Source organism: Bacteroidota bacterium (genome assembly GCA_016720935.1).
Lineage (GTDB): Bacteria > Bacteroidota > Bacteroidia > AKYH767-A > 2013-40CM-41-45 > JADKJP01.
Genome location: JADKJP010000006.1, coordinates 1,114,979 through 1,129,705, shown reverse-complemented (window position 1 = coordinate 1,129,705; position 14,727 = coordinate 1,114,979). Strand labels below are relative to the sequence as shown.

Here is a 14,727-nt window from a genome sequence, read left to right as displayed (position 1 = left end):
TACATTTTATTTAGGGCAGTCAAAATTGCCTTATTCAATAAATTTTATAGCCAAAAAAATTAGACCTCCCAGAGAAAGCAACGACTGTAGCATCACCACTAGACTCTTCGGAGGCCCAAACTTTCACAATGTCTCCGGCATTCAAATAAAATATGCCAGATGTAATCGTTGCTACAGCATCGCCATTACTTGATGTCATTTCTGAAATGTCAGCAGTTTCTTCCGATGGATGTGCGCTCGAACCCAAGGTAATGGCAACAGTGTGCGGAAGAGATGTGGTTTGCCAAACTAGTTGTGAATGAAAATAATATAATCCTGGAGAAGGAGCAGTGAAGTTGCCTGTAGTTTCATTGTAGCCATTTCCGTTATTAACAAAAACACTATCAAAAATTATTTGATGATATACACCATTAAATGTTACTGAATTAAATTGCAATTGTGCCTTAAACACAACCTGCTCTGCAGCAGTAGTTTGCCAACTCCCATTCCCACTCGCATCACTCGTCAAAACTTTTCCTGCGCCCTCTGTGCCGTCGGTAATTTTTAAAGTACCATTAATATTAGTGTTGCCATTAACATCAAGTTTGGCAAGAGGAGTTGTTGTACCGATGCCAACAAAGCCAAAGGGAGAAACTGTTAACCGATCAACTCCGCCATTTCTTAATTTTATTTTCGAAGGTTCCTGGTTTACAATAATTAATTCATCATTGTCCATCATAATCAAACCGCCATCTAAAGTTGTGCTATCGGTAAAATTATTTGTTAGTTGAATGGATGATGTTGCAGTGGTGCTGTTGTGTACTTGCAAATTGTGAGTTGGAGCGGCAGTTCCAATTCCCACTAAACCACTATTCGCAATGGATATTCTTTTTGCACTTCCCGTATATAAATCCAATCCATATCGATTCACACCGGCATTTCGGTTGGAGGCGATTCCTTCACCGCTTCCGTTTCCAAAAGTTAAACTGTTGCTTAAACTGCCGGTGTTTGCGCTTGCATCATCAACGATGATGGAATGCTCTGTATAGAAATTATTTTTTGCAGAAACATCGCCGGTAAAACTCCACTCTAAAGAATTGGGCATTCCGCTTGTTCCGAGGGCGCCGCCATTGTAACCGAAGAGATACGGACCGTCGATAGTTGGATCGTATTTCAAGCCATGGTCAGCATTATTGCCGCTTCGCAATCTCAGTTCAAAATCATTGAGGGAAAGGATGCCATTTACATCCAATTTACTCTGAGGCGTAGAGGTTCCTATTCCAATATTTCCTGTATTAGAATTGGTGATGTTGTTTCCGTTTGCAGTCCAATAACCTGTTGCACCACTACCTGGGCTCCAGGAAGTACCGTTCCATTGAAGCACTTGTCCGCTGCTTGCTCCCTGTTGTGCAATGTCAAGTGGAAAACCTAGTGTGCCGTCGCCGCTCAGACGAGGAGAACTGTTTACACCGCCGCTGCTGCTGGAGGTATTGTCGGTGCCGGGGATCCAGTTTGTGCCGTTGTACTTCAAAACCTGCCCGGAAGCCGCACCCGTTGTGGTCACATCGCTAAGATTATCGAGAGTGGTAACGGTATTGCTGATCGTACTTCCGCTGATATTTATTCCCGTTCCCTGTGTATAGCTTGTATTATTATCCGTTGAAGGAACATACTGCGTGCCGTTGTATTTCAGTACTTGACCGTTTGTCGGTGCCGTGGTGGAAACGGCAGCACCTCTTATTTTCGCGACAGTCGGATTGGGATAGGTTCCGCTCAGGTCACCGTTCGCGCTAGTGCTGTTGGTAATATCGTCGGCGGAATTAAGATCTCCCGTATTGGAAATGACATTCCCTGCCACGTTGATACCGCTGCCTGCCGTGTATGTATTGTTACTGTCGAGGGAAGGAACCCAATTCGTTCCATTGTACTTGAGCACTTGTCCGGATGAAGGTGATGTAGAGTTAACATCCGTCAGATCATTCAAAGTCATATTGGTCGCTACATCAGAGGTATTTGCTTTCTGCGCCTGCAAGGCATAGGGCACACTCAGCAAAGCCGAACTGCCCATCATCACATAAGCACTTCCCCCGGCGGGATCCATTTCCACCTGTAGCCAGGGAGTGATTGTGGCCCAGGGAATGGAAGAAAATATTCCACTCACAACAGTTCCATTACCTACACCAAGTGTAAACAAACCAAACTGGTTGGTTGTAACGGTATGTGTTTCCTGGAAAAGCGTTGCTCCTGCGCTTCCATCCGTAATAGAAATACGAATGCCAACAGATTGATTCGCAAGGATGGCTCCCGTTGTATTACGGGCGACGGCCTGGTAGTTGAGTGCCTGAGGTGTCTGCGCCTGAATATTTAGAAATGTAAAAATGGTGACGATGAGAATGAGGTGGCGTAACATAGATGTTCTATATAAATTGAATGATGAAATGGATTTGCCATTGAAGAGAATTTAGTTCAATGATAAAAGAGAGAAATTTGAAATGCGTAGAATGTTCAAGGTTTTACAAATTGCCTGGTTGCAATCCTTTTTCCAGTATTGTTCAGAATACTCAGAAAATAAATTCCCGGTGCCAGAGAACGCACATTTAAAAAAACCTGAAAACCCTGAGTGATCTGAGGCACATCTACTAGTCGCCCTCCCCCATCTGCAATACTGAAAAGATATTTTTCTTCAGAATTAATATTACAGGTGAGTACATCCGCAACAGGATTTGGATAAATAGTGAATCCATTTATTGCCTCCTTTTCATAAACAAAGTCGATAAATGAAGTATCGGGTTGCTGAAATCCCTGCGTGAGGAAATTACCGGTGCTATTCAATGTTGCAACAGCAATTTCTCCAAGGGTAAATGAAAGTGATCCGGTTCCTGGCTGTTCATAATAATTTCCTGACACAGCCACAACACTACGTTCAAGGCTTTGGCTGCTGGAAACTAAGCTAAACAGGCAGAAACCCATGAAAATTATTTTTTTCATAATCCGGGTTTTATTATTTGTATAAAATGAAGGAGAATGTGTCAACTCTCCGAATTAATTAAAAACTAAATACACAATTCCAATTCGCGGAAACATGGTTTGGGGGATTGTATGCATGCTCCCTCCTCCCGCACAAAAGCTATAATCTTAAATCAACTTCAAATCAAATTAAATCAAAAAAAATCAAAAAATCAAAATGAAGTTTATTAAATCAGGAAATGAATGAAGGAAAATACCTATGAATTCCTGATAAAAATCATGTACAAAAATTTTACACCAACATTTTTCTTAAATTCCTTTATACACTATCAATGTTACTCTTCGCAATACAATGTCTTTTAAAGTAAAACTGAATTCTATAAATTTATAACACTTTTACAAAACCGGTCCAATAAAAAAACCCCGGCAAGACGCCGGGGTTTAGAAAACAATTTATTGTCAAACTCAAATTGTACTTAAAAAATCATGCTTTGTATATGGGTACTGCCTTTTTCTGAAGGTTTTGGAGGAGGGGGCGGAAGCGGGTCATCGTTGATATTCATTTCCATTTTATTCCCTTTGCGGTTGATGCGGACTTTATCTTTTCCATTTTCACGGATATAAATCCCGTTGCTGTCCACCCGAACTTTTCCGCCATCGGAACCGTTGATGATGATTCCGTTTTCATCGATCTTGATCTGACTGCCGTCATCACCGTTGATGTTCAGTTCTCCTCCACCGAGGGTACTTTCCGTTCCATCACAATCAACACAGCGGAGTCCTTTTTCGGTCATGATCCAGGTGCGATTCAGCATGTCGCGGTCAAGTACGTTTTCGATATTATCGATGTCGTAGATGTAATTTTTCAGACTTTCATCAAGCTTTACCTTTCCTCCTACAGGAACACGTAGAAGCAGTTGTACTTTTTGTGCTCTGTATTTTTCTTCCGGACTGAGGGTGAAATGACGGTCAAGTTTTAGCGCGGAATCATTTTGCAAAAACACATAACTGATGTGCGAAGCATTATCGATCGCGTTCTTTCTGGAGCCACCTCTCGCGTAAAGGATTTCTACCAGTTCAAAGGAATCTGTAGGACTCTTTACGATATCCAGTTTAACCTTTTGTGAAAGGAAACGGTTGTCGTTGATGTTGAGTTGGAAATCTTCGTCCTCATCATAATCCGAGTCGTCGTATTTCTTCTCTTCATTTATACTTCCGTTCATCTCCACAATCATAGTGCGTGAAGCGGGTTGAACAAGCGCGATTTCTTTACGCACATTTTCTTTTTCTGAAAATTCAGAAGCCAGGCGAATTCCGATGACCAGGCAAATGCCTACTCCAACCAACCACAATCCCAGCGCAGTGAATCCAACGATTTTAGAACTTTTCTTAATGTTGAATAACATGCGTGCTCCGGCATAGGCGAGCATGAGAAATGGAATTCCTATCAGCAACACGACTCCGATGAAACCCAATACAAAATGTGTTTCGGATGCAAAGGCATAGTGCCAAACGGCAGGATAGTGTGTTCCCGGAATTTTTAACAAGGCAAGCAAGGAAACAAACATCGCGAAGGCCACGATAATCCCGATGAACATAAAGAAGATGGCGATTAATTTACCGAGCAGTACGAAGAAGAATTTGATCACCTCTCCTATCGCTTCGAAAATTCTCCCGACAACTGTTCCCGCTTTTTTAGAAACATCTTTTCCTGTTTCACCGGCGTTTTTCCGGATTTGTTCCATCTCCTCTTTTACATTCTTTTCAATGTTGGAGATGGTTACAGGCTCCCCCCGCATCTGAAGTTTTTCAGCGGTGGTTTTTGCTTCAGGAACAATGATCCACAAAAGGATATACAACAAGAATCCTGAACCGAAGACAAAGAAGATGAAAGCAAATGCCAGTCGCACCCACACTGCGTCGATGTCGAAGTAATTCGCGACACCGGAGCACACACCACCCAGCAATTTATCATCCGGGTTACGGAAGAGGCGGCGTTTTACAGGTCCTTCCTGCACTTCAGGACGTTCTGATTTAGTTTGCTCTTCATGCGCGGCTTCATCACCGAATTGTTCCGGACGTCCCATTTGTATGGTGACTTCTTCCACATCTTCCAGGGTGATGACCTGTTTGCTGTCTTTGATACGGTCCTGGAACATTTCAGCGATGCGGGATTCTATGTCCTGCATGATTTCGTCGCGGCCTTCAGCGGTGGTGAAGTGACTGCGGATCGCTTCCAGATATTGCTTGAACCGTTCATACGCGTTTTCGTCGATATGAAAGACGATTCCACCTATATTAACTGTGACTGTCTTATTCATGATGCAAAGGTTTTTGTGTTGTGTGGTTGACTGCTTCTACCAGTTCTTTCCATGTCTGATGAAGTTCTTCCAAAAATTTTTCTCCGAGTGGAGTTAATGAATAATACTTACGTGGAGGTCCTGATTTGCTCTCAATCCAGCGATACTGTAACAGACCTGCATTCTTTAATCGTGTCAGCAAAGGATATAAGGTTCCTTCCACCACGATTAATTTTGATTCTTTCATCCGGGCAATGATATCGGAAGGATAGACTTCCTGGTGTGAAAGAATCGACAGAATGCAAAACTCCAGTACCCCTTTGCGCATCTGAGCCTGCGTATTCTCTAAATTACTGCTCATGGCTATTTGGGTTAATTGATTTTGAACTTGATTTTGAATGGAGCCACACTATTGTATGGCTTATTGATGAAGGTTCAGAAGATTGCGCTTCGCACCTTTTGATGGATCCTGGTTCCAGTTAGCTGTGGACGCAGTCAGCTCATCGGTTGAGAAGGAATCGAGTCCTTGTGAGTAGACATTTCCTTTGCCGAAGACGCGTACAAAACTTTCCCCAACACTACCGGAAGCGATAATTTTTCCGCTGCCTTTGACGATCATTCCCAGAGCAAGTGCGCGAACATCCAGTTTGATACTGCCATTACCATTTACTTTGAGTAAAAGCATGTCTGAGTTCAGAGGCTGACTGGCAAACACTTTTCCTGAACCGTTTATTTCGATGAGGTTGATGTCTTCGATGGTTACATAGATAGTCACCGGTCTGTTGTTGGTTCCTGAGATGATCAATGCGCCATTCAGTACTTCAGTATGAATTGAATTGATCAGGCGACGGTCCCCTTCTACTCTTAAAGAAGTTTCATTTCCTTGTGACAGAATTACGTTGGCATTTGTGTTCACTACCAATCCGTAGAAGTTGCCCGGTGTTCTGAGATCCGATACCAGATCATTGGAATCCGCTTTTGAAGTTGTGCAGGCAAAGAAGGCTGCCATCAGGAATGAGAAAAAGATTTTAGTTTTCATTGGTTTTAGTTTTTGGGGTTATACTGTGGCTGTGTTGTTTTTTTGTTTAAATATTTCTTAAGGTTCTATGTAATACCCTTAAGAAGGTGATACAAAGATATGGTCATAGGATACTACTATGCAATACATGGTACTAATATTTTTCAAATAAATACGTATTGACTTGATTTTCAATATATTTATTTTTATTGAAAAATCCACTCACTCTGAGTTCAATTATTATAATCCAACTTAAACTTGGAATATTAATATTAATTGACTCAATCTTAAAAATTCAAGTGATAGTGAATGAATCAGAAATGGGCAGAAAACATGAAAAGTGGTAAATCCGGTTAAAATTCTGTAAAAATGGACCTTACCTCCCCCGAAAATCGAAAATCACACTATATATATAGAACAAAAGATAAAAGCGATCAGGATTACCTCATGGTTCTTGGTTTTATAATTAAGTCTTCATTGTTAGATTTTACCTTGATTCAATCCAAACTGAGCATTCCCTTGTAAAGGATAAAATTTGCTTATCCATAGCGTTATTTTGAAATATCTTTTTCTTCTTTTTAAAGAATCAGATACATTTGAACAAACCTTTAATTAAAATAAAATGAAAAAGACATTATTACTTTGCAGCCTTTTGATTGCCTTCGTGCTCAACAATGTGAATGCACAAATGATGGGTGGCGGAAGCAAAATTATTCAGAAGTCGGGTGACCTGAGTGCATTTAAAAGTTCTAAAGTCATGAATGTGACTTTCACATTTGACGGATTGAAAGTTGGCGCTTACAATTCAGAGGACGAATTCACAAAAAATAAAATGGCTGAGATTGAAAAATCAAAAGGAAAAGCGGAAGCGGATGAGTGGTTGAAAAAATGGGAAGCAGCGAAGAAAAATGTTTTCCCGGAAATGTTCATCAAACTTTTTAATGAGCGAGTATCAAAAATGGGTCTGCAAGTGAAAGAAAATGAAACATCCGCGGAATATACTCTGAATGTAAACTGTACCTATATCGAACCAGGTTACAATGTCGCTTTTGCAAAACGTCCGGCATTTGCCCATTTCACTTTTAACGTTATCAAAAATGCTGACAAATCAGTTGTTGCTGAATTGTATGTAAACAATGTACTTGGTAGCGGATCAATGGGCTACGATTTTTCTGTTGATTCACGTGTGAAAGAATCTTACGCGAAAGCAGGAAAAATGCTCGGTAAATTTATCGCTGATTAATGCTATTTCAGAATAGAAAAATCAGGAAATAAAAAAAGGAGGTTGTTCTAAACAACCTCCTTTTTTTATGAAGAGAAATTCAATTATTTTCCTTTGATCTGGAGAAGTTCAACTTCGAAGATCAATGTTGAGTTCGGTCCGATTGTTGGTCCGGCAGCACGATCGCCATACGCCAGGGATGGCGGAATGAAGAGTTTCCATTTTGAACCTACGTTCATCATTTGTAAAGCTTCTGTCCATCCTTTGATCACAGCGCCAACAGGAAATTCAGCAGGCTCGCCTCTTTCAACAGAACTATCGAAAACAGTACCGTCCATTAAAGTTCCATGGTAATGAGTGACTACAGTATCCGTTTCAGATGGTTTAGGACCGGTACCCTCTTTCATGACCATGTATTGCATTCCGTCAGGAAGTTCGATAACGCCGGCTTTTTTCTTATTCTCAGCAAGAAATTTCTTTCCGGCTTCGATGTTGTTATCAGCTTTTTCTTTTTGTTTTGTAGCAAGGTATCCCTGAATGGCAGCTTGTGATTCCTTCGCGCCAAGTTTCAGGCTGTCTCCTTTCAGTACGCTTTCCATAGCGGACTTGAGGATATCCAGGTTTAAAGTTTCGAGACCATCTTTTTTCATATTTGTTCCGATGGATACTCCGATAGCATAAGATGCTGAATCCGCTGCATTTTTCAACGACAAGTCAGCTTTGCCTTTCTGTCCGCATGAGAACATTGTTACAAGGCTGAAACAAGCCGCAAGCGATAATACTTTTTTGTTCATAGGGTTAGTTTTATGAGGGGGCGAAGATATAGAAATAAACGGATGGAAAGATGATTTTAAACTGAAAGAAATAGCCGGACTTGCAAAGTCATATATTTAACATTCAGCAGTTTATGGAAATTTAATCCCGAAATCAGCCTCTGACAGAAGACTTATTCACCTACAGTTCGGGATCATTGGCAAAAAGTCATCCTGTAGTATGAATGCTTATTTTATATTTGCCCGATTCCTAAACGATTCGTCTTTGTGCCACGTGTTTTACGAATTATTAACCGATTAAATCTGGGCGGACCGACCTTTAACGCAGCTCTTTTGACGAAGCACATGGCTCCGGAATTTGAGACTTTGTTGGCGGCAGGTACAAAGCAGGATTCTGAAGAGAGTTCGGATTTCATCGTGCATGATATGGGACTTTCTTACCGGAAAATTCCCGAGATGCATCGTTCCTTAAATCCGGTAAGGGATTACGCTGCATACAGAAAAATTGTAAAAATTATTCGGGAATTTAAACCGGATATCGTTCATACGCATGCCGCAAAAGCCGGAACGCTTGGACGTTTGGCAGCCATCCGGGAAAATGTTCCGGTGATTGTTCACACCTTTCACGGGCATGTATTTCACTCCTACTTTCATCCTTTAAAAACAAAATTATTTCTTGGTATTGAGCGGTATCTCGCGGCCAGAAGTTCCGCTATCATAGCAATTAGCGATCGTCAAAAGTTTGAGCTGAGTACTATTCATAAGGTCTGTCCCCCTTCCAAAATCAAAGTAATCCCATTGGGGTTTGACTTGTCGAGATTTCAGGAAAAGATATCAGACAAGAGGAAGATTTTCAGAGATAAATATATGCTCGAAGCGGATGAAATTGCTGTTGGAATCATTGGCCGGCTGGTGCCGGTTAAGAACCACACGCTTTTTCTGCGAGCTGCTGCGAGAGCCTTACAAAACACGACCAAAAGAGTACGTTTTTTTCTGATCGGTGACGGAGAAGAAAGAACGCATCTCATCAATCTTTGCAATGAACTAAAGCTGGATCATACTTATTTCCCACAACAATCCAGGAAAGCAACGGTAACATTTTGCAGTTGGATTCATGAAGTCGATGTAGCCATTTCGGGGCTTGATGTTATTGCCCTCACTTCGTTGAATGAAGGTACACCGGTAAGTCTGATTGAAGCGCAGGCTGGAAATAAAGCGATCATCACCACGGATGTTGGTGGCATTGAAAATATCGTCGCCTCAGGTTCCACCGCATTGTTGGTCGCCAACAACGATCTTGACCAGTTTGCAAACGGGCTTACCAGGATGCTGGAAGACGATAATTTCCGTTCGCATTTATCCGAACACGGCTGGGAACTTGTGAAAGAAAGATTTCATTATACCAGACTTGTCCAGGAAATGAAAGGCCTTTATTACGATTTATTGGCAAGTCGTCGGTCGAAGCGCTAATGGTATTATTTTCTGGGAAATTCGTTAATAAATCCTATTTTTGTCAACATAAACAACACATGCGGAACCTCCTTTTTATTTGTGTACTAGGACTTTTATGCAGTTGCCGTTCCCTGGCGCCCAACAGAATGTTTCAAACTCCAAAGGACTATGAATATTCCAGGGATACCGTTGCTTCGGGGGCCAAAACAACATACCTGATTCAGCCTTACGATAAGCTCGAATTACACATTTACAGTAATGATGGATTTCGCCTGGTTGACATCACCCAGAATACAATGACCACTACAAATATGTATGAAAACTTCTCCTATGTAGTGGATGATTCAGGCATGGTGAAATTTCCGATTATTGGATATGTAAATCTGCTTGGTCAGGATATTCGCGCCGCCCAGACACTTCTGGAAGGTATGTACTCCAAATACTACAACGATCCATTTGTCATTCTAAAGGTCACGAACCGGCATGTTTTGGTTTTCCAGGGAGATAACGGACATGGTGTGCTGGTGAATCTGCAAAATGACAACACCAGTTTGTTCGAAGCACTGGCACTTTCAGGCGGACTCACGGAGAACAGTAAAGCCTATAAAATCAAAATTATCAGAGGTGATTTACACAATCCGAAAATTTACAAAGCGGATGTGTATACGCTTGAGGGTTTAAAAGATTCAGAGCTGAGGATTCTCAGCAATGACATTATCTATATTGAAGCAGCACCGGATTACAAACAAAGAGTTTTCCAGCAACTTACACCAGTGGTAGGCATTATTACGGCGGTTTTACTTGTTTTGAATCTTGTGAAAAACTAATCGATGGGCAGAAAGAAAATATCGAACCTGAATGAAGAGTTTGATCTGAAATTATTCGCCATTATCGCGCGAAAGAATTTCTATCTTCTGTTCATTAACATCACCATTTTTCTAACACTTTCTTATTTATACCTCCGTTACACCCACCCTATTTACCAGTCTGAAACAGTTTTAAAAATCGGAACGGTAAACAACGCGAATGCTGTCCTGAATCTGCAGAACACACAATTCATGGACGCGATGGGGTCTTCCAATCAACTTGCCGGAGATATCGAACTCCTTCGTTCACGGGTGATGATCTCACGTGTAATCGAGCGCATGAAGATGGATGTGAGTTACTATTTCCATGGAAATGTTCTTGACAATGAAATGTACAAGAACGCTCCATTTACTGTGGAATATCAGATTCAGGATTCCAACCTGCTCGACACCCGCTTCAACCTGACTTTTGATTCACAGAAACAATTCCAGGTTCGTTACCGCTGGAGTGACCAGGATGTAGTCAGGGCAGGTGCGATTGGTGAATGGAATGCATATCCCGGAATCCGCTTCAGGATCAAAGTTTCCGATTACCAGACCGTCCTTAAGCAACAGAAAAAAATCAGCGATAATCCTTTCTTCTTTACCATTAATAATAAAGAGACTCTGATTGAGAAATATTATCAGTTTGTATCGGTGATGATTCTCAATCCGAATGCGCAAACAATCAAAATTTCTTTCAAAGACAACAATGCCAACAAAGCCGCTGACTTTGTAAACACCATGGCAGAGGAGTACGATGAATATGATAAAGAAAGAAAATCCGAAGGTTCTAATAAATCGCTCGGCTTTATCAACGAAACAATCCAGTCCATCGACAATGAACTGAAGATTTCGGAAATATCACTCGAGCTTTTCAAGAAGGAAAATAAAATTATTGATCCTTCAAAAAACGCGGATGATGTATTGGAACACATTCATACTATGATTGATCAGCGTGTCGCGATTCAACTGGATATGGCTGTATTGGATCGTCTGGAAAAAGATATTCTTACGAATGACAAACTGGAGAATTTATTACCCCTTTTGGCCGGGACATATACGGATAATCTGATTCAAAATCTGGTTGAAAAAATTCAGACTCTGGAAGACAAGAAATCGAATCTTGGGTTCATGGCTACAGATGCCAACGCGGCAATGAAATCGCTTGATCTGGATATCGACAACCAGCGAAAAATTCTGATCAAATCCATGGCGAATGCCAAGCTATCGCTGGTAGAAAAAATAAAATCCATTGATGATCGTATCGCTGAATTCGAACTTGGGTTCATGAAATTGCCGGGCAAGGAAGCTGAAATGTCAAGGCTTCAGCGTACATACGAAGTCAATCAGAAATTCTATCAGTTGTTATTGGAGAAAAAAGTAGAATTTTCCATTACGAAAGCCGGAGTTGTAACCAATAACATCATTCTTCAAAGAGGTAAAGTTCAGACTGAACCCTTATCCCCTAACCGCCGACTTATCATCGCCGGAAGTTTGCTTTTGGGTTTCATCATCAGCTTCCTGATCATCTTTGTACGATACCTTTTCTACAATGAAATCATGTCATTGGATGAGATCAACCAGTACACAGACGCATCTCTGCTGGGTATCATTCCGAAATACAAAAGTGAAATTCCTGTGTCTCAGTTGCTGGTTGACAAAAATCCAAAATCAGCGATTTCGGAATCCTTCCGTTCTGTTCGTACCAATTTACAATTTATCTCCAATGAGCCGGGAGCGAAGGTCATCGCGATCACTTCCACTATTTCAGGAGAGGGAAAAACATTTGTCGCCATCAACCTTGCCGGTGTGATCGCCTTTTCTGAAAAGAGAGTGATGATCATTGACCTTGACATGCGGAAGCCGAAGATTCACCTTGGTTTCAACGTTGAGAACGTAAGGGGAATGAGTACGATACTTATCGGAAAAGACAGTCCGGAGAATTGTATCAACAAGAGCAATCTGAAAAATCTGGATTTCATCACTGCCGGCCCAATTCCACCGAATCCATCAGAATTGATTTTGAGTAAACGAATGAATGAACTCATCAATTATCTGAAAAATATTTACGATGTGGTGATTATCGATACACCACCTGTTGGAATTGTAACTGACGGCGTTGAAATTATTCAAAACGCGGATTATCCGATTTATATCATCAGGGCACAGTATTCCAAACGGATGTTTATCCAAAATCTGAACAAGCTCATTGATGAGAATAAAATTAAAATGGCGGTAGTACTGAATGGAGTTGAGATGTCACGGTTCAAATATGGCTATGGTTATGGCTATGGATACGGCTATGGTTATGGCTACGGTTATGGCTACTATGATGATGAGGCAAAGAAACACATGTCTCGCTGGGACCGTCTCAAAATGCGGATAAAAGGCAATTAAGCATTAGGTATGAAATTTATAAATACTCCGATTGCCGGATTGATTATCATTGAACCGACAATTTTTCATGATGAAAGGGGTTCATTCATTGAATCTTACAATAAAGAACAATTCTTCGCCGCGGGTATTGATGTAGAGTTTATTCAGGACAACCAATCCATCAGTAAGATCAATGTGATTCGCGGATTACATTTTCAACAAGATCCCAAAGCTCAGGGAAAGCTGGTACGTGTGGCAAAAGGAAGAGCGTTGGATGTAGCTGTTGACATTCGTCCCGACTCCCCTACTTATGGAAGACATTTCAGTCTGGAACTGAATTCAACCAGTCAGGTAATGATGTGGATTCCACCGGGATTTGCTCATGGTTTTTCAGTACTCGAAGAGGATACTGTTTTCTGTTACAAAGTTACCAGTCCTTACAGCAAAGAGCACGAAAGAGGAATTCGTTTTGATGATCCGGAATTGAATATTGACTGGAAAGTTTCCAAACCAATTGTTTCGGGAAAGGATAAAATACTTCCTTCTCTGAGAGAGTATATGCCTCAATCCCGTTAATAAGAACACCACTAATATCAGATTGTATACCCACAAAAAATCAACCATCACCAATGTCCATTGTGACTACAATCAAATTTTCTAATTTTGGGCATCAATAAGAATCAAAAAAGTAATCCAGCACAATGAATCAAACCGGCCAATATTTAGTTACAGTGTATGGCCTGTTTTTCGTCGTATCCATTGTATTTTCCTTTCTTATCAATCGGCTCTTCTTAAAATTTGTACGCACACTCGGCATCCGCAATCAGGATGACACGGTCATTCGCTGGGGTTCACAGTCAAAACCTGCAGTCGGAGGCTTTTCATTCTACATTATCTATCTCTTATCGGTTATCACCTACTCTATTTTCTTTGACAGCAACCAGGTATTTCTAAGCAAGGAATTCATTGGAATTTTACTTGCAACGATGCTGGGGTTTCTTCTTGGGCTTGCTGATGACGCATACAATACAAAGCCGTTTCTGAAATTTCTTACCCAGGTCACCTGCGCGGTTATTTTGATGGTAACAGGAACAGAGATTACACTTTCCTATGTTGAACCCGTGAATTATGTGATTACTATTTTCTGGGTTGTTGGAATCATGAATTCACTGAACATGCTTGACAACATGGACGCGATAACAACCACCGTATCCATTTCCATTATTCTTTCTGCGCTGACGGTCATGGTATTTCACCAGGAATTCGGCAGTGTTTATTTTATGATTATGATTGGTGTAATGGCTGCATTGATCGGCTTTCTTTATTTCAACTGGCATCCTTCAAAAATGTACATGGGTGATACCGGAAGTCAGTTCCTGGGTGTATTTCTGGCAGCAGTAGGTATAAAATATCTGTGGAACGCGGAACCACCTTCCGGAGATCTCATCAGTGCCAGGAATTTATTGCTGCCACTGATTGTATTTTTAATGCCAATTATTGATACCACAACTGTTGTGATCAATCGCCTGATGAAAGGACAAAGTCCATTTATAGGCGGAAAAGATCATACGACTCATGCTCTCGCATACCTTGGTCTGAGTGACCGTCAAGTCGCTATGGTATTTTGGTTTATGACATTGTTGTCATTATTGCTTGTGGTGATTATTGAAAAATACCTTCGAGACTGGACCCATACATACACAATCATTTTCTCTATTTATATTCTGATCATGTTTTCATTGTTCTACTATGCGGCGAGAACGGTGAAAAAGAAAAAGGAAATTGTCTGATT

12 protein-coding genes are annotated in these 14,727 nt (G+C 41.0%); 6 read left to right on the top strand and 6 right to left on the bottom strand.

The window, feature by feature from the left end; all coding sequences use genetic code 11:
- Positions 1-34 precede the first annotated feature (34 nt).
- The 5 genes from IPP86_12845 to IPP86_12825 form a co-directional block, all read right to left on the bottom strand.
- Positions 35-2,389: a hypothetical protein gene (locus IPP86_12845; protein MBL0139394.1), complete on the bottom strand. Its 2,355-nt coding sequence runs from the start codon at positions 2,387-2,389 to the stop codon at positions 35-37.
- 95 nt (positions 2,390-2,484) lie between these two features.
- On the bottom strand, positions 2,485-2,967 hold the full coding sequence (locus tag IPP86_12840) for a T9SS type A sorting domain-containing protein (protein MBL0139393.1): 483 nt from the start codon (positions 2,965-2,967) through the stop codon (positions 2,485-2,487).
- Positions 2,968-3,422: 455 nt separating this feature from the next.
- Entirely contained in the window at positions 3,423-5,267 is a 1,845-nt protein-coding gene (locus tag IPP86_12835; GenBank protein MBL0139392.1) for a PspC domain-containing protein, read from the bottom strand.
- Positions 5,260-5,607, bottom strand: coding sequence for a PadR family transcriptional regulator (locus IPP86_12830; protein ID MBL0139391.1), 348 nt, complete (start codon positions 5,605-5,607; stop codon positions 5,260-5,262). The genes IPP86_12835 and IPP86_12830 overlap by 8 nt, the downstream gene beginning before the upstream one ends.
- A gap of 60 nt (positions 5,608-5,667) precedes the next feature.
- The gene (locus IPP86_12825; protein ID MBL0139390.1) at positions 5,668-6,285 is read right to left on the bottom strand and encodes a DUF2807 domain-containing protein; all 618 of its coding nucleotides are present in this window, start codon (positions 6,283-6,285) and stop codon (positions 5,668-5,670) included.
- A 601-nt stretch (positions 6,286-6,886) separates the two neighbouring features.
- Here IPP86_12825 and IPP86_12820 point away from each other — a divergent pair.
- Complete coding sequence (locus IPP86_12820; protein ID MBL0139389.1) at positions 6,887-7,507, top strand: hypothetical protein; 621 nt, start codon at positions 6,887-6,889, stop codon at positions 7,505-7,507.
- 83 nt (positions 7,508-7,590) lie between these two features.
- Here IPP86_12820 and IPP86_12815 read toward each other — a convergent pair whose 3' ends face one another.
- On the bottom strand, positions 7,591-8,280 hold the full coding sequence (locus tag IPP86_12815) for an FKBP-type peptidyl-prolyl cis-trans isomerase (protein ID MBL0139388.1): 690 nt from the start codon (positions 8,278-8,280) through the stop codon (positions 7,591-7,593).
- Positions 8,281-8,526: 246 nt separating this feature from the next.
- On the opposite strand from IPP86_12815, the gene IPP86_12810 reads away from it, so the two are divergent.
- The 5 genes from IPP86_12810 (at position 8,527) to IPP86_12790 (ending at position 14,725) form a co-directional block, all read left to right on the top strand.
- Positions 8,527-9,729, top strand: a complete 1,203-nt coding sequence (locus tag IPP86_12810) for a glycosyltransferase (protein MBL0139387.1) — start codon at positions 8,527-8,529, stop codon at positions 9,727-9,729.
- A 59-nt stretch (positions 9,730-9,788) separates the two neighbouring features.
- The gene (locus IPP86_12805; GenBank protein MBL0139386.1) at positions 9,789-10,538 is read left to right on the top strand and encodes a polysaccharide biosynthesis/export family protein; all 750 of its coding nucleotides are present in this window, start codon (positions 9,789-9,791) and stop codon (positions 10,536-10,538) included.
- Between the two features lie 3 nt (positions 10,539-10,541).
- Positions 10,542-12,956, top strand: coding sequence for a polysaccharide biosynthesis tyrosine autokinase (locus IPP86_12800; protein MBL0139385.1), 2,415 nt, complete (start codon positions 10,542-10,544; stop codon positions 12,954-12,956).
- A 9-nt stretch (positions 12,957-12,965) separates the two neighbouring features.
- On the top strand, positions 12,966-13,511 hold the full coding sequence (gene rfbC, locus IPP86_12795; GenBank protein MBL0139384.1) for a dTDP-4-dehydrorhamnose 3,5-epimerase: 546 nt from the start codon (positions 12,966-12,968) through the stop codon (positions 13,509-13,511).
- Positions 13,512-13,636: 125 nt separating this feature from the next.
- The gene (locus tag IPP86_12790; GenBank protein MBL0139383.1) at positions 13,637-14,725 is read left to right on the top strand and encodes an undecaprenyl/decaprenyl-phosphate alpha-N-acetylglucosaminyl 1-phosphate transferase; all 1,089 of its coding nucleotides are present in this window, start codon (positions 13,637-13,639) and stop codon (positions 14,723-14,725) included.
- Positions 14,726-14,727 lie beyond the last annotated feature (2 nt).